Source organism: Niallia sp. FSL W8-0951 (assembly GCF_038006525.1).
Classification (GTDB): Bacteria; Bacillota; Bacilli; order Bacillales; family Cytobacillaceae; genus Niallia; species Niallia circulans.
Genome location: NZ_JBBOVK010000002.1, coordinates 176,008 through 197,426 on the forward strand (window position 1 = coordinate 176,008; position 21,419 = coordinate 197,426).

Genomic DNA, 21,419 nt, shown 5'->3' on the forward strand with positions numbered 1-21,419 from the left:
GAACTTAGGTGTATTTTATAATAAAACAGAGACCCCCATTTGGCATTGGAAGTCTCTTAAAATTTATTTCCCATGTGTAACTATTTTAACTTTTTGTTTCATGGTTGGACTAAATATATTCCCTTTTTTATAAGCAATCCCTGTAGCTACGATCAGCAGAATACCTGTTACAATAAACACAGACTGAGCAGGGAGAACTCCTCCAAGGAAACCACCAATCATCGGTCCAAACATTCCTCCTAGTTGATTGGCTGTTTGATTTAAACTAAAGGCTCTACCACGGAAATCCTCTGCTGTTGATTTCACAACTAACCCATTTAATGCTGGGAATACTGCACAGAAGAAGAGTCCAAAAATGAAACGAGTAATTGAAAAGCCCCAAATATTACTGAAAATGATTTGGGCAAAAGTACCAAGCCCGCCGCCCAGTAATCCGATAAATAAGACGCGGTTAAATCCAACCTTATCCGCCCACTTACCCCAATATGGTGCCATTATGACACTAGCAATACCAGGGAGTGAGAAGATTATACCTGCTAATAAGGAGGCTTTGTCCATGGAACCTCCGACCTCTAATATATAGAGAGGCAATATTGGCTCAATCGTCATGATCGAGCATGAGGTAACAATTGTTAACAAGAGTACAAGCATCAACGGTTTATTGGAAAAAGCAATCCGCAAGTCATTTCTGACAGATCCTTTTTCTTTACTTGGCGAAAAATTATCCTCTTTTACCCAGAAAATAATTAAAAACGTTGCAATAAAAACAAGGAGCCCAGCACTCGCAAAGGAAAGTCGGTTTCCAACTAATTGGGAGATTACGCCTCCAATCAACGGACCCATAATCCCACCCGATGCAGATGCCGTAGAAATCATTGATAATGCATAACCAGTTTTATCTGAAGGAGTATTCGTCCCAATTAAAGCTATCGCCCCAGGAATAAATCCAGACAACAATCCTTGCAGAATACGAAGTACTAATAGCTGATAGGGATTGGTAACAAATGCAGCTAACGTATAAACAACAAATAGCACAAACCCCGCGCGAATAATCATCGGTTTTCTTCCATATTTATCGGCAAGCCTTCCCCAAAACGGTGAAGCAAACGCACCGGCAAAAAACGCTGCACTAAATAGTACTCCAGCCCAAATCTCTGTGTTTTCATGAACATTTAATTCAATAAGAAAAATTGGTAAAAAGGGAATTACCATGTTAAAGGATGCAGAGGTAAAGAAAACCCCTATCCATAAAACAAGCAAATTCCGCTTCCAAATTTCCATTTAGTATCGCTCTCCTAAAACATCAGCAATCAACAACTAAGCCAATGAGATTTATTTCCTCCATCATAGCATACAACCATTTATTTTTATACCCGAAATTTCCATTTCCCGAATAATTTAGGCTGCGGGCGATTACCACAAACCTTCTTTCTTAAAATAAATAAAAAACCCAAACAATTATACGAATTTTTTTAGTGTGTACGTATAATTGTTCGGGATTAAATTTAATTGGAATACTTATGTCCCAACCTTTTTAATGCTTAATTGATTTTAAATTCTTTTACTAATCCATTTAACTCTACTGCTAAGTTAGATAATTCATGTGAGCTATCTGAGAGCTCTTGCATAGAGCTGCTTGTTTGTTGAACGGAAGCGGATGTTTGTTCAATCCCTGCAGCTGCTTCTTCGGAAATTGCAGCGATATCTTCAATCGAACGATTCATCTCTTTACTTGTTTCTAAGATAGATGCTAGATTTTCGGAAACAACTTCAATGCTATTTACCATATCATTAACAGCATCTTTAATACCTTCGAATGTTTCCCCAGTCATCTTAATCTGTTCTGCCCCCTTCATTACTTCTTCATAACCACCTTGCAAGGATTCTGTTACCACGCTTGATTCTTTTTGAATGCTTCCGACAATATCGGTAATATCTGTGACGGAGAATGCAACTTGTTCAGCCAGCTTCCTTACTTCATCTGCAACTACCGCAAATCCTTTTCCATGCTCTCCAGCACGTGCTGCTTCAATAGCTGCATTTAAAGCAAGTAAGTTTGTTTGATCTGCAATCCCCTTAATAACAGAAACTAACTTAGAAATTTCGTGCGATTGGGTATCCAAGCCACGCACTTTATCCACAGCTTCCTTCATAATTTGATTAATTACATTCATTTGTTCAATAGAAGATCCCATTAAGCGACTGCCATCATTTGTCATGCCTAATACCTTATTTGATGATTGATAAATTAGTTCCCCTTGATTATAGGCATCACCGATTGTGCCAGAAAAAGATTCCATTGATGATGCTAAATCAGTAGCTGTATTTGCTTGACTTTCTGCTCCTGACGATAGCTCTTGCATGGTCGTTGCAACTTGCTGACTTCCAGCAGTTACTTCATTAGTAGATTGGGATAGGTTCTCACTCTGCTTGTTTACTGTAATCGATACTTCTGATATTTTTTGAATGACCATTCGTAAATTATTGCTCATTTTATTCATGGACTGAGCTAATTGGCCAATCTCATCTTTACCTTTGTAGTTAACCTCTTCTACCGTTAAATCTCCTTGTGCAATCGTATCACTAACCTCTACTACTTTCTTTAAGTTACGTGTAATTCTGCTGCTGATAATAATAATTAGCACCGTACCAATTAGCAATGCTGTAATCATAGAGATAATTAAAGTCTTGGTTGCAACACTTCCACTAGCGATTGCGTCTACCGCTGCCTCTGTCCGACTAACTTGTACCTGTTCTTGCATTTTATTTAAAGCAGTAATTGTTCTATTGCGAATAGTTGTATTGGTTAAACTTAAGGAATTAACCGCCGATCGATCGTTTGCTTCAATAGCAGGAATAATCTGCTCTAAGAATAAGTCATTCATTTGTTTATTGCGATCTACCACTTCATCGAATAACGCTTTTTCATCTTTATTTCGAAGATCTTTTTTTATTTGTTCTTCATATTCATTAAATTTAGTATTAATCACCTGAAATTCATCCACATATGTAGGGTTTTGATAGTCCAGATAATTTAAAATACTAAGACTTTTCTCTCGGGTAAGTGATCCCATTTCCGTAATAATAAGTGCTTTTTCATCTGTTTTATTTAATTGCTCAATACTATTATTAATATGGATTAAACGCGTCGTTACTAATACTGTAGTAATGGTTAAAAGGGCAAAAACAAATAATAATGTTATTCCATATTTCCAGCCAATTGTAATATTATTAAATTTAGTGAACCGGCTATTAACTCCTCTTAAAGTTCTATTCCCTGATATCTTTCTGATATTTAGTTTGCTAAAAATAGATTTCTGCGATTTTTTTTCTTTCTTTAAACTGGTTATTTTTTGTTTTTTAAATTTCATTTTCGCCATCACAAGTTCTCCCCTTTGATGATTTCAAACCTCCACTACTAAAGAGATTTTTCTCTTCTATTCCAAAATAGCAATTTTTGTTTTTTTGTTTATTCCTCCTTCTCATTAAATATCGATCTTTCTGCTTATCTGCCTCTATTTTTATTGTGGCTATGTATGATTGCAATTAGTAAAATAGAATCAGACCCTTTATAAAGCAAGGTACTTTATTACTTTGTATGTATAATACTAATGTAATTTACAGAATAATTCAATTTTATTTACAAATAATTTATCGGACTTTTTACCCTTTTGTTTATATTTAAATAATTTTTTATTATATTATTTCCCTTTATTTTCAACTCTTTAATTAGTGATTCTGTCCAAAATAAAAACAGTGATAGCTTTATCTCATAAAGCTATCACTGTTTTACATTTTTTATAAATAGAGAACCATTAACTCTTCGTCATAATATTTTCCGTTTATTTTTATCGCCTTTCGATCGATTCCATACGTTTCAAATCCAAATGCTCGATATACTTTTTTTGCAGCTGTATTTTCTGCAACAACTGCTAAGTATACTTGTTCTATTCCCTGTAAATCACGTGATTTTTCTATTGTGGCTTTGAGCAATTGCTTCGCCACACCTTTCCCTCTACGTTTAGGGGTCACATAGACAGCGTAAATATTCGCACGATGGCTCATTTTTATCTTGGTTTCTCTCATTAATGTTACAACGCCTACTAAATCCTTTTCCACAAATGCCCCATATACATAAGACGATGGATCACTTAGCCTGCTTTGTGTTCGACTTAGCGGATAATCCTTTTCTTCCTCATAGCTAGAACCAAATGCTTCGGGATTAATTTGCAATGCTTCTAATCTGAGGGCGAAATAAGCCTCTGCATCATCGGGGCGTAATTGCCTGATTTCCATTTGGATCTCTCCCTATCTGATTTGATTAAAGCTGGATTTTGAAATCGGATAAGTTTCTAATTTGCTAGCATTCGCTTTTTTCTCACCTCGAAGTTTTGGAAGTTTATATGTTACTCCCACTTTAACCTGCTGCATTTCTTTTACTCCTTGAATAATTAGTTGCATCGCAAAAATCGATAACATAAAAGCAACTAAAATATAGAAATACCAAAAGCGTCCTGAGGATATTGTAGTTCTTCCTACTTGTCCAATTAATCCAGACCACTCATAGGTACTAGACATTGGCGGATCAGGAAACAATGGATCAAAAGATACTTTAGTACCGCCAAAGAAGTAATTAAAAAGACCTAGATGCATAAATATTAGCAACACTTGAATAAACTGCTGCCCAAATAGAATCGTCAAACGAGCGCTTATATGTGGTAAAACATGTCTTGTAAAAAGCTTAAGCTTATTTCCGCCTAATACTTTTGCACTGATTATAAATTCATTTTCCAAGACATGGTTCATTTCTTTTCCGATAAGAACTGTAGTTAGCGGGAGCACCAGTATTGTTAATATCAGTGTTTCTAATAAAATACGCTCTGTAAAAGTGTTTGTGTATCCTTCTATAGTTGGTACAAGTATGGGCCTTAATAGTATATAAGCAACAAGACTCAACGGCATAAAGTGTATAGAATCAGATAATTTTGCGAAAATACTTTGCAAGCCCTTAGTAAAATAGAAGGAATAAAATATAGCCAATATTAATCCTCCTATCACGCGTAAAAAAGCAATCAAGAGAGCAAAAAACAATGTATACTTTGCACCCACCACAAGTTGATCAAATAAGCTGTATCCTAATTTATCCGATCCAAAAAAGAAAGGTTCAGTTGGTGCATGCGGCATAGCAGAAATTAGCGTAGATCCATCATCCGCATAATACAATCTGATTTGGTCAATATGATTATCTGTTATAAGAGAATACGCTACACTATAGCCGATTACACCAATAAAAAATAAACTACCTAAAGCAAACTTCCAATTTTTCATGTATGAACCAAATACTTGAAGAAACTTTATAAAGGGCCTCCCCACGGAAAATGTATGCCATTTTATAAGGCTTGTTGAATCCCTAATATTTTTAAAATAAATTTTCACTGATGCAACCAGATTATTTATTCTCCAATGATACTTCCAAGCGTTTTTCTTCACATCTTTCACTGTTTCTTTTTCTTCCCTTACAACCTCCTCCATTAATTGAAAGAATACAAAGAAAGGAGTAAAGATTAATAAGAGCGAAACAGCGATGGTGATAGGAGTAAAATTCTCTACAAGAAAATAGGTAATTCCATGAACATTAAACAAACGTTCCATTATAAATTGACTAGAAAGCATCCCCCAGATAATAATCTTTAAATGGTGATAGGAAATCGGAATAATATTACGCAGTATATGCTTAAGTAAAATAGCAATATTGGCAATCCCTTTGCTTCTGGCAAAAGTAACGTAGACCTTTAAATATTCTTCTTCCATCATTAAAAGCAATATTTTAAATAGCGAAACAGCAGGTATAATAGCTAACGTAATAATTGGGGCTAAGTAGGCTTCATTGGAGTAGCTTGCCACCGCAAATATCTCTACACCCGTTTTCATATAGATAACAACTACTATTGTTTGCAAAAGTGTAGCAATAATAATATCTGGAATTGATTCTATTAAATCCAGAAATCTTTTTAATGGCTGTAACAGAAACTTAGGCAGAAAAAAGGATGATAAGGATAAAATAAAAGCAACGAAGCATCCGAGGAGAATAGCGCAAAGCAAAATTTCCATCGAATAAATAAAAGCTGGCCAGAGTACATCTAATATTGGTTTTTGATCTACACCATTTAATGTGTATACCCAGCCTTCTTTTTGAAATAATTCCTTCGACAAAAAGGAGAATAGAGTGGAGAAATATCCCTCTCCCTCAGGAAAATCTCTCATTTGAAAGTATTTTGGAAAAACACTTAATGCTAGTATCGCAATAGTTCCTAGTAAATAATAGATAATAATTTTCGCGAATTTTCTCATTGATCCCCTTTTCTCCTATCTAAATATTTATACTATTCAAATTATATGGATATATTAATCAATTATCAACCTATTTTTTCCAAACCATAGGATAAAAAAATGGGGCTTCTAATTTAATTAATAGAAGTGAAGTCTATATATTTATTTGGATAACCGAGGGAATTTCAATCCTATCTTTGCTCTTTTCAGCCAAACAGATCTTCTACTTCTTCTCATCAACCAGCCTTTTCTGCAAGAAATATTGTTTAACACCTTCCGAAAAGTTATCTAATGTCCCAAATACTTCATAGCCATGCTTCTCATAAAAGGCCGGAGCTTGAAAGCTGAACGTATCAAGGTAAATAAATGTACATCCTTTTTCTAATGCAGCTTGTTCCATTTTTGCCAGCAGTTCGCTTCCATATCCTTTTTTTCTGACACTCGTGTCCACCCATAAGAAATCAATATGCATATGCTGCCAAAACATATGACCAGTAATACCTGCCTTGATTATGCCCTCATCATCTTTTACAACAAAACTAATATTTTCATAGGGGCTTTTTAATTTTTCTGGTAGTTGCTCCATATTATAAGCAACCAGTTTTCTTCGAATATAATCACTATCTTCCTGAACCCATTGCTGGATAATTTCCATTATGTCATCCTCTTCTCTTCTTTATTTTTTCAGCAAATAAACTAAACATTTCCCTGACAGCCTCTTTCGGAACTTCTTGATAAGCATCCCCTAAGCTGATTTCAAAGGATGAGTTTTTCTCGTCAATCTCCTTCACATAGCCGCTTATTCCAATTCCTGCTATCTCATGAACAACAGTTAAAATTTGTTCTACTTCTTCTTTTCCCAACTCAAAATGAACGTGGAACATATTAGACACTGGTACAACCGGAAGAGTGCGAACTCCTTCACACCCATTAAATAGTGCGGCCAGCTCTTTAGCAGATTCATAGTATTCAGCCATTTTCGAAGCGCGTTTTTCATAATAATAGTCAGCAGACAAAATATACGGATACAAACTGATTAAATCACCGCCATATCTTCGCTTCCAAACCTTGGATTGACTAGTAAAATCAGCATTCCCCGCAAGTATGGCCCCAGCAATTCCCCCAATTCCTTTATAAAAAGACAGATAGACACTATCAAACAATGCACATACTTCTGCAGCAGTTTTTTGATAGTAAGGGAGCACCTCTAATAATCTTGCACCATCAAGATGGAGTTTAATGCCTTGTTCTTTACAATAGAATGAAATTTGTTCTAATGTTTCAAAGCTTGGTAGTTGTCCCCCAATTTCTCGCTGCGGCAATTCTAACAGCACACAGGCAACTCCGCGCTCCATCTCTTTAATATCATCTAACCCTATGACTCTAGTCTCATCGGCCAAAAGAATCGTTTCTATTTTATGAAGCTTCTTTAATCCATCTTGTTCATGTATTTCTAAATGACTTAATGGGTGATAAGCGACTTTTCCTAAATCTTTTTCATCACACCATATACGGAGTGCGATTTGCTGTGCCATTGTCCCACTGGGAAAAAATACAGCCGTTTCTTTTCCTAATAGATCAGCCATTTTTTGCTGAAAGTCTTCTATTATTTTTCCTTGTCCGTAAATATCACTTTCTGCATTTTCATCTATTTCTTGTAACGCTTCTTTTAATACTTGGACATTTCTTTTGCCATGATTGCCTAGTTTATAGGTTGTTTTGTTATAGGATTCCCTTAATATATTTGTCATTCTTTCCCCTACTCCCACTCAGAATATTTCGACTATAGAATAACTATAGCACTTTTATATTCTGCGATGTATTTTTTATCCGTTTATTCTTTTGTTTCCCTACAAAAAGCGACCGAGCCCACTACTATTTCATAAATGAGTATTTCGACATTTCTCTGTTCCCTTTTCTCCTCCTCCAACCACAAAAAGAACAGTAATCTCTCTCATAAGAAATTACTGTTCCTTGCCTTTAATTATAGCAACTGTGCATTTGTATGATTGACGGTTGCTTCTCCTATATCTGTTTCCCGCTTGAATAAGCGCGTGTATACTCCATTATTATTCTGTAACAGTTCTGTATGGGTGCCTTCTTCGACAATTACTCCATTATCTAATACGATAATACGATCTGCGGCTAATACTGTTGATAAACGGTGAGAAATAATGAATATCGTTTGTTTCTTCGTTGTTTTCAAAACCGCTTCATTAATTTTCGCCTCTGTAATTGGATCTAGTGCCGAACTTGCTTCATCCAAAACAAGAATCGGCGCATCCTTTAGAATGGCCCTTGCTAAGGACAGACGCTGTTTTTGACCGCCAGAGAGAAGGCTTCCTCTTTCGCCAACTTTTGTATTTAGTCCATCTGGAAGGGAGTCTACTAATTCACCTAAACCGCTCGCACGGAGAACCTCATCCAATTCTTCCTCTGTTGCCTCTTTTTTGCCGATTCGTAAATTATCTGCTAATGTCCCACTTCGCATTAATACATCTTGGGTGACAATGGCCATTTGGGAGCGAAGCCAATCTGTATCCCATTCTTTGATTTCTCGACCATCTACTTCAATCGAACCTTCTGTCGTATCATATAATCGAAACAGCAAGTCAATAATCGTTGATTTCCCTGAACCACTTGGTCCAACTAACGCTATCTTTTCTCCCGCCTTAATGGTAAATGAAACACCCTTTAAGACATTCTCCTCTTTATCAGGGTAAACAAAGGAAACATCTTTCAAACGAACGTCACCCTTTGCTCTTGTTCCCTTCAACCCTTGCTTCGTTTCTGCTTCCGATACCGGTTGTGACAGCAAAATATCCGAGCGATCCAACGCTGGTCCTGTTCTTCTGACCGAAAGCCAATTCCGAAGAAGTCGCTGCATTTCATTTGCTGCAATAGTTACTAAGCCACCTGCCGTAAGCATTTGACCACTTGTTAAATCGTTATTCCAAATAAGTAATGTACTAATAAAATATACTAGACCTAATGCAAAACCATTATAACTTGCAATCACTACAACCGATTGCATTCTTGCTTTTAATTCTTTTAGAGAATGTTTCACAAAAGAATCCCTAATGGAAATAACACTTTCCACTTCACTATCGGAAACACCCATTACTCGGGAAAGATGAATACCTGTTACAGATTCTCTTAATCTCTCTAAATATCTAGAGGCTTCTGCCCGAGCGTCCGCTGATGCTGCTCTCGTTCTTGCGCCAACATAGTTCGATGCCCAATAAAAAAGGATTCCAAGCACAACACTTGTAATCATTAAATACGGGTGAATGAAAAGTAGAACGATACTATAAATCACTACCCCTTGTGCACTCGCCATAAAAGTTGACCCTTCCCATGCTAAAAAATTATGAAGGGTATCTGGATCATCCGAAGTTCGTGCTAGCAATTCTCCAGATGAATTGTTTTGATAAAACGAAAAAGGCAGTACTTGCAGATGTCCAAATAATCGTAGTTTTTGCCTATTTGTAACAGACTTTGCTGTAATATGGCAAAAATACTCATCAATTATCATCATTCCTAAATCTAATACAGCAGATAATACCAATAACCACATTAATCCCCATAACCATGTATGATTCTCACTTGGCAGGATGGTATCAATGAGCCAGCTCAATGCTAAAGTTGGTATTAATGCAGAAAAAACTTGGCTAATCGCAATAACGATAGAATCGCCAATTACCCATTTCTTATAAGGCATTAAAAATCGAATAACACGTTTGCCGTCGCCCATTTGCTTTTGGTTGGAGATTTTCTGCTTACTCATCCAATCATCTCCTTTTCTAGCTCGCTATATTGTGCTCGATATAATTGGTAATACTGCCCTTTTAACGCTAGCAGCTCTTCATGAGTTCCTTGTTCGGCAACCATTCCTTGATCAAGCAAGAGGATAGCATCTGCCTTTCTAACGGTTATCAAGCGATGGGCAATCGTAATGGTTGTTCTCCCTGGAATTAACTGTTCCAGCGATTCTTGAACCTTCTCTTCTGTTTCCCCATCTAGGGATGACGTCGCTTCGTCAAAAATCAATACTGGCGGCTGGCGCAATATCGCTCGTGCAAGGGCAACCCTCTGTCTTTGACCTCCAGATAGTTTTAAACCGCGTTCTCCGACAATCGTTTCATATTTATCCTCTAAAGAATCAATCAGCTCTTTTAACCCTGCCGCTTCCACAGCCTGTTCCAGCTCTTCCATCGTTGCATCTGGTTTACCATATAAAAGATTGTTGCGAAGCGTACTATTTAATAGGAAGGTTTCTTGTGAGACCACACCTACCTGTCTGCGAAAACTATTGCGATTATAAGCAAAGAGATCTTTTCCATCGATGGTGACAGAACCTTTCTCCGGTTCATATAATCCCAGCAGTATTTGAATAAGTGTACTCTTTCCGCCCCCACTCGTTCCAACAATACCGATATGCTTTCCTTTCTCTACCGATACCGACACACCTTTTAATACTTGCTTCTCACTTCCTGGATAGGAGAACCAAATATTATGTAAATCAATTTCCCCTTGGACTGAACCAAAATTCGGAAGATTTTGTTCATGCTCTTCTGGCAGATCAAAATATTCGTAGATTCGTTGTAAAGCAGGAATCGCCTGCTGAATCGTTAAAGCATTTTCCGCTAAGGAACGAACTGGCTGAAACATAATCGGAATAAAATTCAAGCAGGAAATAAGGGTTCCAACCGTAATATTCCCTTGCCAAATTGCCAATCCGCCAATAAGCATCACCACACCAGGTGTAGCGATATTAAATAAATTTCCAAGACGCCAATTGACTTTTCCGATTAAAGCTGCCCGGATAGAATAATTTTTCCAATTTGTTAGTTTCTGCTCTTGAGTTGCTATTTCGTCTTTTTGTGTTTGATAGGTTCTTACTAGTCGAACACTCTCAATGCTTTCCTGGAGATGCTGATACATATCTGCACTCATGTCTCTTTGTACGGCACTCATCTTCCGCATGGTCTTCCCTAATTTAAAGGATGGAAAAATATAAATAGCAAATACTGCGAACATCACAATCGCTGCTGGCCAATATATTGCAAACACGGTGATAAAAGCCGCTACCGCACTAATCACTTGCTGAAGAATCCGAGGTACCACGGTATTGTTCAAATTCTGAATAGATTCTACATCATGGGTCAGGCGATATAACATGTCTCCACGAGGTGTATTCGAGAAAAAGGACATCGGTGTTCGATGAAGCCTTTTAAAGGCACGAATCTGCATATCTGTAATAACATCAAAGCCAATCTTCACCTGTACAAATTCTTGTAAGGATTCAAATAGCGCTTTTCCTAAAAATGCTGCTAATATTCCGAAAACAATCCATAATATAAAGGCTATCGCTTTATCACCGATTACTTCGTCTACCAATTTCCCGACAAGGATTGGAGGTAGAATCGTAAACGCACCGCCAACTAATGAGAAAAATAAGGCAATCAGTAACTTGCGCCAATATGGTTTAAAATGCTGTAAAGTAGTTCTTAATAAGTTCATTCTTTCTCCTCCCCACAAAGAGTTATTGTATTACAAATAATGAAAATATTCACCATGATTTCTAAAAATTTTTCGGATTATGAAATTTCTTTCTTTTTAAAATAAAAAAGCTACCTTAATAGTAGCTTTTTTCAGCTTATGGTTTTGGATTGATTGTCCAGGCTAAGCCAAACATCATAATGAAGAAAACGAAAATAAAAACACTAAGAGAAATACCTATAACCGCAAACGCCCTTGACCTATTTCTTGTAAATAAACCAATTATCCCTAAAAGCAAACTAATGAATGGGATTTTTGTAAAGACTAATTCAGGAAAAATATCCACCTCAAAAATAAGCCCTAAGTTTATTCCTGTTAATGCAACTAAGCTTAATAAAAATGAAACAAGTCCAGTCCATGTATTTTTTGTTGATCTTATTCTTTGTTTTTTCAATACCAATTCCATAACCTCACTTCCCCTAGCTTCATTCCTTTAACCATATCGTTGTCCTGCAGCTTAACAAGCGATTCTTTTGGACCTGTTACAACAGCTCCATAAATGTGAATACCATTTTTCTGCAGATAGGCGATTCTCTCAGGCAAAGCCAGGGGTCTTTCCGCAATCGTTTCTGCCGTTTCTTGATTTTTGCTTAGAAACGTAAGTATTTCCATGAATTGCTTACTGTTTATTTCATCGCTATTAAAAGGAGACCAATTATCAGGATCTTCTTGTGCCGGATATCCAATAGGGGAAATATAATCGCCATCTGCACTTAAATTTTTCTCTTCTAAACCTGTATCAACTGCGAACCAAATTAAATCTATATCCTTTGGAAATTCACTAAAAAGCTCTTTTTCTGTATATAATTGGTCAAATGAAACAAAAGCCTCTGCAACAGTTCCATCCGGCAATCCTTTTAATACCGTTTCGTCTTGTTTAACTGTATAAGGAATGGCTCTATGGGGGTGAAATAATACTTCCTTATCCTCATCGCGGTATTCAGTAAATGGTTTTTCTGTAATAAAACTTGTATCTGGAAAAGAAGGCGTACTAAAGGTGAAGTGAGCCTTTGAATCTCCAATTCGAACATCCTTTTTTCCTACCCTTTTATATAGATCATAGGATAAATCCATATTGAAGAAGCCTATCTTGCTGTCAATCTCCATTTCTTCTAAGCTTACATTCGGTTTGGTAATATAAATCGTTTTGTCCATGATATCAATTAAATCATTCGCCTTATTTCCTATTCCGTAGTAAAGATAGCTCCCTAGCGTTGCAGCCGGGATGATAAGGAGGAGAATGGTAAGACTATATAAAATGTTGGTAAGTCTTGCCTCCACTTTCCCTCTTCTTACAATCAATTGCTGATCCTTATCTGTAAATGGGGTCTCTGCTTCAAATTCATCTATTGCCTCTTGGATTTTATTTAGATAATCTTTCTCTTCTTCTTCTTTAAATCCATCTTTTTTCATAAGTTACCTGCCTTTCTTTCCCATGCTATTTTCCTCTGCCTTTTGAACCATCCTGTTCAATTTTTTTCTTCCGCGGAAGACATGGCTCTTCACCGTATTTTCTTTTAGATTTAGCACTGCAGCTGCTTCTTTATAAGGAAACTGATGGAAATCACACAAAATAATCGCATTTGCTTCTTTCTCTGAAAGCTGGGATATATAGTATAAGAGCTGGTTAAAGCTTTCTTTATGCACGATTTTACTTTCTGGTGTGGAATTGTTTATTTCCTCCTGAAAGGATTCCTTTAGAACAATTCGTTTTCTTTTTCGGGTGTAATCGATAAATGCATGATAAGCTACTTTGAATAACCATGGCTTGATTTCCAGAATGTCATAAGTATCTAATTGTTTATATGCTCGGTAGAAGGCATCTTGTACCAAGTCCTCTGCAGTATGATGGTCCTTTGAAAGGGAATATAGATAACGATATAATTCATTTACATACATGCGATATGCATCATCTAGCTCCAAACTTTTTCCCCCTTTCACCTAGACCACGTTTCATTCATACATAAAGTTGCACTTTTTGTAAAAAAATTCATTTTACGTTTATCCCAGTGTACCGAACCGTCAAATATAGGCGCAACCTTATGAGAAGAAGGCAAAAAAATCCCCTCCGCAAGCAGAGGGGATTTCGAGGTAGTTATCGAGCACTAGCACTCACCTAAACTATTCTTTTTAATAGCTTGCCTTACTTCCAATCAAAAACAAAATCATCATCTGATATAGGTTCTACTTTTGTCGCTTTGACATAACCATTTCCTTTTACAGAAAAGAAGTCATGGTTCTTTGTATCTGTCTTCATGCCATTTTCAACAATCGGGTTGATTGGTTCGGAAGGATAGACAGGTTCATAGCCAAGATTCATACAAGCTTTATTGGCATTGTAACGGATAAATTTATTTACTTCCTCGACTAATCCGATATGCTGATATAAATCCTGTGTATATTCCAATTCATTCTCATATAGAGAGTCTAGTAATGCTAATCTTTCGCGAGTAGCTTGTTCTTGTTCCTCTGGTGTCAATTGTGCATATAATTCTTGAGCGAGAAGCCCAACATAGACCCCATGAATGCTCTCATCCCGAATGATTAAGTTAATGATCTCACCTGAAGCAGTTAGCTTTCCTTGTCCAGCTAAAAATAGAGGATAAAAGAAACCGGAATAGAAAAGGAATGATTCCAAATAAACGGAAGCAACCATTGCCATATATAGATCATATTTGTTTATTTTCGGGCTAAACAGCTTCTGGTAATATTCAGAGATACGTTTTCCCTTTGCTTGTAGCTGTGGGTGATTATGCACCCAATTAAATACTTGGTCAATTTCTTCCTCAGACGCTAATGTAGTAAAAATAGTGGAATACGATTTAGCATGGATTTGCTCCATCATCCCCATAAAAGAAAGAACGCCCTTACGCTGCAATCCTTCAATGTGCATGCCAATTAGCGGCATTCCCTCGCCACCTTGCTCTGTATCCAGCAGCGTAAGACCACCAAGTACTTTTTTGTAAGTATCTTGCTCCTCTTTCGACAATTCCACCCAAGTATTTTTATCAGAAGAAAGGCTGATTTCTTCTGGCAGCCAAAACTGTCTAGTATTCTGTGTATAGAACATTTGTGTGAAATCATCTTCATGCTGATTCCAGTTAACAGCATACTTTGTCATTTTATTACCCCCAGTAATTCCAGAAAACAGGAGGAGTTTCCTCCTCCTACTTCTTCATTCTTCTCTTAAACGGCACATGCAATGCACTCATCAATAGCTAGATTGCGAGTTCTTGTATAGTAAAGTGATTTTAATCCAATTTCATTTGCATAAATATAATAACGAGCTAATTCTTTCGTAGAAACATCTGAGTTTACGTAAAGAATTGTTGATATCCCTTGGTCAACATGCTCTTGAGCTGCAGCGATTAAGTCCATTACCTTGAATTGGTTCATATCAAACGCTGATTTATAATACCAGAAGTTCGTTTCATCCATATATGGCATCGGATAATAAGTCGTAGAGTTAGCATAAGTGCGAGACTCAATTTGGTTAACAACCGGCATTACCGATGCTGTCGCATTTTGGATATACCCTATTGACTGGGTTGGTGCAACAGCCAAGCGATACGCATTATACATCCCATGTTTTTGCACTTGTGCAGCTAATTCTGCCCAGTCTTCACAAGTTGGAATATAAATACCTGCAAATAATTCTTTTACTTTGTCTGTTTTCGGAGCAAAGCTTACTTGTTTATATTTTTCAAAATAAGTTCCTTTAGCATACTCCGATTTTTCGAACTCTTTAAATGTTTCTTCTCTTTCTTTAGCTATTAACATGCTCTTCTCAATAGAATAGAAGTTCATCATCATAAAGAAAGTAGCAGTAAAATCTTTTGCTTCTTCTGACTCATAGCTAATCTTGTTTTTCGCTAAATAGCCATGAAGGTTCATCGCCCCTAAACCGACTGCATGAAGTTCTTCATTAGCTTTTTTAACAGATGGAGCATTTTGAATGTCTGAAATATTTGATACAGTAGTTAATGCTTCAATACCAACATGAACAGAATCTCTGAATACTTCGCCTGGCTTCATCACATTTGGAATGTTTAAAGAGCCTAAGTTACAGTTAATATCACGGCGAATAATATCTTCTTGTCCATAATCCGTAATTTCTGATGTCTCTTGAAGCTGGAAAATCTCTGTACATAAATTACTCATTTTAATTTGTCCAATATCTTTAAGAGCATGTCCTTTATTGGCATTTGATTTATTCATAAAATATGGATAACCAGACTCCAATTGGATTTGTGCGATTTTTGTCAGCATTTCACGTGCAGACATAATGACACGTTTTTTCACGTTCGGATTAGCTACAAGCTCCTCATACATTTCATCCATTCTCATGTCATCCATATGAATGCCATATTCCTTGTACACACTGAATGGTGCGAATACGTATAGGTCTTTGTTTTCTTTCGCTAATTGGAAGAATTTATTTTCCACAATTAGGCCGATTGAAAGTGTTTGGATCCGCGACTTCTCGTCGGCATTGATTTTCTTTGTATCTAAGTATTCCACAATGTCCCAATGGAAAATATTTAAGTAGACAGCACCTGCGCCTTTTCGCTGCCCCAATTGGTTTGCATAAGAAAAAGTATCTTCTAGAAGCTTCATGACAGGCACTACACCTGATGCAGCATTATCAATTCCTTTTATTTGCTCATTGCGGGCACGAAGCTTCGAAAGGTTAAGGGCTACGCCTCCTCCTATTTTCGATAGCTGTCCAGATGTATTAATATTATGGAAAATCGAATTTAAAGAGTCGTCCATTTCTAATAAGAAGCAAGAAACCATCTCACCACGGCGACTTCTACCTGCATTCAAGAAAGTAGGTGTAGCAGGCTGGTAACGCTGTTCAATCATTGCGATTGCATTTTTCTTTGCTTTTTCGAAATCACCTTGTCCCAAGAATAAAGCAACAATAATAATTCGGTCCTCATATGTTTCAAGGTATTGCTTCTTGTCATTTGTTTTTAAGGCATAATCTTTATAAAATTTGGATATGGCCATATAGGATTGAAACTCAAATTCATATGCATATACAAGCTTTGTAATTTCCTCAATTTCCGAAATCTTGTATTGTTCTAAAACCTGTGGATAATAGAAGTCCTCTTCCACCATATATTTAAATCTTTGTTCAATAGAGTCAAAACGAATCAATTTTGGATTGATTTCAGATTCTAGAAATTCAGCAACAGCTTCTTTATCTTTTTCGAGGCGGAAAAACCCCTTTTCATTAAGCTGTGTCACTTCGTTGTTTAGTTCTATATGTCTCATAGCTAATACTTTGCACCCTTTCTCTAACTATCTCTACATCTTCAGGCATACCACTCATTTCAAATTTATGTAAGATTGGTACTCCGTACATGGTTGATATTTTATTAGCACTTAAAGCAAAATTCTGGCCCCAGTTTTTATTTCCACTGGCAACTACAGCATGAAGGTTTGGATGATTTATTTTAAGGAAGTCTAAAGTTGTTTGAGGAACTTGTCCCATCCCGGTTGTGTAAGTTAATAGTATATATGGTTCATGAACTTTTAACCCAGCGCTTATCTCGATTCCTTTATTTGCTGGAAGTCCTAATTTATTAAAAAATCTTCGTACATTTCCCGTCTTACTGTCATAAACAATAAGCACTAATTCTCCCTCCTTGCAAAGACTTGAATAAAAAAAAGAAAAAAAGCTATATTTTAAGCAATACGCTCCATTTCTTACAAAGTCTACTAAATATAGATAGATGTCGATATTCCGTTTCAATATATTGTGTCTAAGACTATATAATCCTTTTTTGAGGTAAGAGTCAATAACGTACTTTTATATTTTTTTGTCAACAATTATCGCTTAAATTTGATAGATTTTTATATTTCCTTGTCGAATAATTTTGAATGAATTTAACTAACATTTGATACAGACTGTTTTCATTCGACTTTTCATTTAAAAAGAAGGCTCTTACTTTTTTATCACCCTAAAAAATATTTGTCTTTAGATAAACGCTAAAAAATTTTTATTACTTTTTTGCATAAGTTCATCTTATAAAAAAATTTTATTTTTCCATTTAAATTCAAAAGTTTATTATAAGGTTGCAGCCAATTTTTTTCCATACATTTTTTGCTTTTTTCTTTCCCTTCTCTTAAAAAGATTACACCTTTTTCTCTAAAAAATATTTGTTTGTACTTTTATTCATAAAGAAAGAAGGCAGCAATGTGCTGCCTCCCTTTATCTCACTCGATATTTCATTCTTATTAGTCCTACCACTTTTTATCAGGACAGCTTTTTTTGTCTAAGCTAGCACGGAAGCGAACAAAACATCCGCATTTTCCACATGTATGCTGATTTAGGTGTTCGCATTTGGCACATATGCTCAATCGCAGCTCTCTTATTTCCTCTCGCGCTAAATCTACTTCGAAAGAAAGCTGTTCTTGAACAAGTGTATCAACATCTAATTGACTAACTTGTTCCTTTAGCTCGCAGCCTACACAAGCCATCTTAGTTTTCCTTTGTTATGATGCTTGCAACACTCATAGGCGGTAAAGTAACCTTTAATGTTCCTTTCTCTACTATATAGCTAGTAAACTCTTTTTTTGCTACAGCCTCTGGTTCTTCAAATGTATTATGGGCATTCATTGTATCTGCCGTAATATATTCTGCTTCCACTATTTCAAACTCCCCTTTTTCTCTGGAAAGGGTAATTTCTCTCGTTTCCGTTAAATCATAGTTACATAGAGAAACGGTTAATTTTCCATCCTTCTTAGAAGCTGTATATGTTACATGATTACTTTCATCCCCATAAGAATCAACTAACTCTGCATCCTGATGATGTTTATACAAATCAAAAACATGATAAGTAGGGGTTTTGATCATTTTCTCCCCTTCTGTTAATAGCATTGCCTGCAAAACGTTCACCATCTGCGCAATATTCGCCATATGAACTCGGTCTGCATGCTTATGGAAAATATTTAATGTAATTGCAGCAAGCATAGCATCACGAATAGTATTTTGCTGATATAAGAAGCCAGGGTTTGTTCCAGGTTCTACGTTATACCAAGCTCCCCACTCGTCTACAATTAAACCAACACGTTTTTCGGGATCATATTTATCCATTATTGTACTGTGTTTTGTAATCAATTCGTCCATGTACTGAGCATGCTCTAATACAGAATACCACTGTTCTTCTGGAAAATTTACAGCATCGCCTTTATCCTGCCATACTCTGGTTGGAATGGAGTAATGGTGCAGGCTGATTCCATCCATAAATCTTGCTGCATTTTTCATTAATACTTCTGTCCAATTATAGTCATCTACATTTGCCCCACAGGCAATTTTGTAGATATTATGCTCTCCATATTTCCGAACATAGGTCTGATATCTCCGGTAAAGGTCCGCATAATATTCTGGACGCATATTTCCGCCACAGCCCCAAGATTCATTACCTACACCAAAAAATGCTACTTTCCAAGCTTCCTCCTGGCCATTTTGCCGGCGGAGGTTTGCCATTGGAGATTCGCCATTCATGGTCATATACTCCACCCATTCTTGCATTTCTTGGACTGTACCGCTTCCTACATTCCCATTAATATACGCTTCACAATCTAATTGGCGGATCAATTCAAAAAATTCATGTGTACCAAAGTGATTATTTTCGGTTACTCCGCCCCAATGTGTATTCACTATTGTACTTCTATTCTCTATTGGTCCAATCCCGTCTTTCCAATGATATTCATCAGCAAAACAACCACCTGGCCAACGAACTACAGGAATTTGAATCTCTTTTAATGCATTTACCACATCTTTACGAATTCCATTTTCATTTGGAATATCAGAGTCGGTACCAACCCAAACACCTTCATAAATGCACCGTCCTAGATGTTCTGCAAATTGTCCATAAATATATTTACTTATTGTTGGTCCTTGCTTATCAACTAATAAATTCACTTGCATGTTGTGATTCCTCCATTTTCAATTTTTGGAAAAACAATAACAGGATACTAAGTTGTTCACAATACTATGTACGATATCCTCCTTTCTACTATTGCTAGTTACATAGTTAAAAAGATAAACTCATGACTAAAATATAATACAATAAGAAAGCGTTGTCAATAACTAGTTAGTATACTATTATGATAAAAATATTAATATTGATTAACCTATTGGTTATATAAAATATTTGATTTTGCTATTCATTTATTCTTGTAGTAATATAATAGTAATAAAGGGGGTACCAAAGATGCAATTAGATATATCGGAAAATTCTATCCCTGTGTACGAGGTTCTATCCAGCCCTACACGAATAAACATTATTAAATTATTATCCAAGAAAAAAATGAATATTGGCGAACTCGCAAAGGAATTGAATATAAGCAGTGCAATAGTCAGTAGACATATTACAAAAATGAGTGATGCAGGTTTAGTAAAAACTGAAACGATCCCTGGCAAATCTGGTCTGCAAAAAATTGCTATCCTAAAAGTAGATCGAATCGAAATACAATTTCCTCAAAAGATTTACTCTGCTTTTGAAACCTATAAACAAGAAATTCCTGTAGGTCACTATTTTAATTTTAAAGTTTACCCTACCTGCGGCCTGGCGACTATCGCTAAAGCTATCGGCGAATACGATGATCCTAAATACTTTATGGATCCAGAAAAAAACCAAGCAGCTATCCTGTGGTTCACAAAAGGATTTATTGAATATCGTATTCCTTCCATTCTGAAAGAAAAAGATAAACTAGAGATGATTGATATTGTCTTGGAAGCTTCTTCTGAATTTCCTTATTCGAATAATGTCTGGCCTTCTGATATTACGTTTTCTTTAAACGGTAAAGAACTGTGTACATGGACCAGTCCAGGAGACTTCTCTGATACAAGAGGCCGTTTTACCCCCGGCTGGTGGCCAAATGATACCAACCAATACGGTATCTTACTTACTATCCGCATCACTAAGCATGGCGTTTATGCTGATGGCAAAAAATTATCCGATACTACCATTGATCAGTTTCGCGAAGAACAAAGTGGGATGTGGGATTTAAAAGTAGAAGTAAAAGAAGATGCAGAAAATCTTGGCGGCGTTACTTTATTTGGAAAAGGGTTTGGAAATTACGATCAAGATATAAATTTCATTACTTATTATAGTAATCCCGTGTAGTCAATCTGATAAAAGTCGTACAAATTAATAGAATAAAACTTTACGTCTAAAGAAAAGGTGTTTGAAGAAAAGCACCTTTTCTTTTTGTTTTAAATCTTCTTTTAATGAACACCATTTTTTTGTTTAGTCCTGAGATTGTTGGTGTTCATTTGCTTGATGAACACCTCTTTTCCCTCGGTCTTCCTGGATTGTGGTGTTCATTTGCTTGATGAACGCCTCTTTTCCCTCGGTCTTCCTGGATTGTGGCTTTCATCTGCTTGATGAACACCATTTTTTCCTCGGCCTTCTTGGATTGTGGTGTTCATTTGCTTGGTGAACACCATTTTTTTCTCGGTCTTCCTGAATTGTGGCTTTCATCCCCTTGATGAACACCATTTTTTCCTC

At 36.3% G+C, this 21,419-nt stretch carries 17 protein-coding genes; 1 reads left to right on the forward strand and 16 read right to left on the reverse strand.

The window, feature by feature from the left end; genetic code table 11:
* Nucleotides 1–63: 63 nt before the first annotated feature.
* The 16 genes from NSS71_RS20880 to NSS71_RS20955 form a co-directional block, all read right to left on the reverse strand.
* Nucleotides 64–1,281, reverse strand: coding sequence for an MFS transporter (locus NSS71_RS20880; protein WP_047944665.1), 1,218 nt, complete (start codon nt 1,279–1,281; stop codon nt 64–66).
* A gap of 260 nt (nt 1,282–1,541) precedes the next feature.
* On the reverse strand, nt 1,542–3,380 hold the full coding sequence (locus NSS71_RS20885; protein WP_061800630.1) for a methyl-accepting chemotaxis protein: 1,839 nt from the start codon (nt 3,378–3,380) through the stop codon (nt 1,542–1,544).
* 418 nt (nt 3,381–3,798) lie between these two features.
* Nucleotides 3,799–4,296, reverse strand: coding sequence for a GNAT family N-acetyltransferase (locus NSS71_RS20890; RefSeq protein WP_047944666.1), 498 nt, complete (start codon nt 4,294–4,296; stop codon nt 3,799–3,801).
* Between the two features lie 12 nt (nt 4,297–4,308).
* The gene (locus NSS71_RS20895) at nt 4,309–6,351 is read right to left on the reverse strand and encodes an ABC transporter permease (RefSeq protein ID WP_341152003.1); all 2,043 of its coding nucleotides are present in this window, start codon (nt 6,349–6,351) and stop codon (nt 4,309–4,311) included.
* Between the two features lie 202 nt (nt 6,352–6,553).
* Nucleotides 6,554–6,985: a GNAT family N-acetyltransferase gene (locus NSS71_RS20900; RefSeq protein ID WP_047944668.1), complete on the reverse strand. Its 432-nt coding sequence runs from the start codon at nt 6,983–6,985 to the stop codon at nt 6,554–6,556.
* Between the two features lie 4 nt (nt 6,986–6,989).
* On the reverse strand, nt 6,990–8,081 hold the full coding sequence (locus NSS71_RS20905; protein WP_095259207.1) for a threonine aldolase family protein: 1,092 nt from the start codon (nt 8,079–8,081) through the stop codon (nt 6,990–6,992).
* A gap of 233 nt (nt 8,082–8,314) precedes the next feature.
* On the reverse strand, nt 8,315–10,117 hold the full coding sequence (locus tag NSS71_RS20910) for an ABC transporter ATP-binding protein (protein ID WP_061800626.1): 1,803 nt from the start codon (nt 10,115–10,117) through the stop codon (nt 8,315–8,317).
* Nucleotides 10,114–11,853, reverse strand: a complete 1,740-nt coding sequence (locus NSS71_RS20915; RefSeq protein ID WP_341152004.1) for an ABC transporter ATP-binding protein — start codon at nt 11,851–11,853, stop codon at nt 10,114–10,116. The genes NSS71_RS20910 and NSS71_RS20915 overlap by 4 nt, the downstream gene beginning before the upstream one ends.
* Before the next feature lie 136 nt (nt 11,854–11,989).
* Nucleotides 11,990–12,298: a hypothetical protein gene (locus NSS71_RS20920; protein WP_061800621.1), complete on the reverse strand. Its 309-nt coding sequence runs from the start codon at nt 12,296–12,298 to the stop codon at nt 11,990–11,992.
* Complete coding sequence (locus NSS71_RS20925) at nt 12,283–13,305, reverse strand: anti-sigma factor (RefSeq protein ID WP_047945024.1); 1,023 nt, start codon at nt 13,303–13,305, stop codon at nt 12,283–12,285. Before NSS71_RS20925 ends, NSS71_RS20920 begins: the two co-directional genes overlap by 16 nt.
* A gap of 3 nt (nt 13,306–13,308) precedes the next feature.
* The gene (locus NSS71_RS20930) at nt 13,309–13,815 is read right to left on the reverse strand and encodes a sigma-70 family RNA polymerase sigma factor (RefSeq protein ID WP_047945023.1); all 507 of its coding nucleotides are present in this window, start codon (nt 13,813–13,815) and stop codon (nt 13,309–13,311) included.
* A 220-nt stretch (nt 13,816–14,035) separates the two neighbouring features.
* Nucleotides 14,036–15,013, reverse strand: coding sequence for a class 1b ribonucleoside-diphosphate reductase subunit beta (gene nrdF, locus NSS71_RS20935; RefSeq protein WP_341152005.1), 978 nt, complete (start codon nt 15,011–15,013; stop codon nt 14,036–14,038).
* Nucleotides 15,014–15,078: 65 nt separating this feature from the next.
* Entirely contained in the window at nt 15,079–17,172 is a 2,094-nt protein-coding gene (gene nrdE / locus NSS71_RS20940) for a class 1b ribonucleoside-diphosphate reductase subunit alpha (protein WP_047945021.1), read from the reverse strand.
* Nucleotides 17,132–17,533: a class Ib ribonucleoside-diphosphate reductase assembly flavoprotein NrdI gene (gene nrdI / locus NSS71_RS20945; protein WP_047945020.1), complete on the reverse strand. Its 402-nt coding sequence runs from the start codon at nt 17,531–17,533 to the stop codon at nt 17,132–17,134. The genes nrdE and nrdI overlap by 41 nt, the downstream gene beginning before the upstream one ends.
* Before the next feature lie 611 nt (nt 17,534–18,144).
* Nucleotides 18,145–18,381 carry a DUF6171 family protein gene (locus NSS71_RS20950; RefSeq protein WP_047945019.1) on the reverse strand — a complete coding sequence of 79 codons (237 nt, stop codon included), beginning with the start codon at nt 18,379–18,381 and terminating at the stop codon, nt 18,145–18,147.
* A gap of 1 nt (nt 18,382) precedes the next feature.
* Nucleotides 18,383–19,834 carry an alpha-N-arabinofuranosidase gene (locus NSS71_RS20955; protein ID WP_061800617.1) on the reverse strand — a complete coding sequence of 484 codons (1,452 nt, stop codon included), beginning with the start codon at nt 19,832–19,834 and terminating at the stop codon, nt 18,383–18,385.
* A gap of 286 nt (nt 19,835–20,120) precedes the next feature.
* Here NSS71_RS20955 and NSS71_RS20960 point away from each other — a divergent pair, with 286 nt between their 5' ends.
* On the forward strand, nt 20,121–21,035 hold the full coding sequence (locus NSS71_RS20960; protein ID WP_047945017.1) for an ArsR/SmtB family transcription factor: 915 nt from the start codon (nt 20,121–20,123) through the stop codon (nt 21,033–21,035).
* Nucleotides 21,036–21,419 lie beyond the last annotated feature (384 nt).

Bases quoted from the DNA above. Each gene is read 5' to 3' on its own strand.
- NSS71_RS20895 (WP_341152003.1), bottom strand. From the start codon at position 6,351: ATGAGAAAATTCGCGAAAATTATTATCTATTATTTACTAGGAACTATT.
- NSS71_RS20880 (WP_047944665.1), bottom strand. From the start codon at position 1,281: ATGGAAATTTGGAAGCGGAATTTGCTTGTTTTATGGATAGGGGTTTTC.
- NSS71_RS20885 (WP_061800630.1), bottom strand. From the start codon at position 3,380: ATGGCGAAAATGAAATTTAAAAAACAAAAAATAACCAGTTTAAAGAAA.
- NSS71_RS20910 (WP_061800626.1), bottom strand. From the start codon at position 10,117: ATGAGTAAGCAGAAAATCTCCAACCAAAAGCAAATGGGCGACGGCAAA.
- NSS71_RS20960 (WP_047945017.1), top strand. From the start codon at position 20,121: ATGCAATTAGATATATCGGAAAATTCTATCCCTGTGTACGAGGTTCTA.
- nrdF (WP_341152005.1), bottom strand. From the start codon at position 15,013: ATGACAAAGTATGCTGTTAACTGGAATCAGCATGAAGATGATTTCACA.
- nrdE (WP_047945021.1), bottom strand. From the start codon at position 17,172: ATGAGACATATAGAACTAAACAACGAAGTGACACAGCTTAATGAAAAG.
- NSS71_RS20920 (WP_061800621.1), bottom strand. From the start codon at position 12,298: ATGGAATTGGTATTGAAAAAACAAAGAATAAGATCAACAAAAAATACA.
- NSS71_RS20925 (WP_047945024.1), bottom strand. From the start codon at position 13,305: ATGAAAAAAGATGGATTTAAAGAAGAAGAAGAGAAAGATTATCTAAAT.
- NSS71_RS20915 (WP_341152004.1), bottom strand. From the start codon at position 11,853: ATGAACTTATTAAGAACTACTTTACAGCATTTTAAACCATATTGGCGC.
- NSS71_RS20890 (WP_047944666.1), bottom strand. From the start codon at position 4,296: ATGGAAATCAGGCAATTACGCCCCGATGATGCAGAGGCTTATTTCGCC.
- NSS71_RS20955 (WP_061800617.1), bottom strand. From the start codon at position 19,834: ATGCAAGTGAATTTATTAGTTGATAAGCAAGGACCAACAATAAGTAAA.
- NSS71_RS20900 (WP_047944668.1), bottom strand. From the start codon at position 6,985: ATGGAAATTATCCAGCAATGGGTTCAGGAAGATAGTGATTATATTCGA.
- NSS71_RS20905 (WP_095259207.1), bottom strand. From the start codon at position 8,081: ATGACAAATATATTAAGGGAATCCTATAACAAAACAACCTATAAACTA.
- NSS71_RS20950 (WP_047945019.1), bottom strand. From the start codon at position 18,381: ATGGCTTGTGTAGGCTGCGAGCTAAAGGAACAAGTTAGTCAATTAGAT.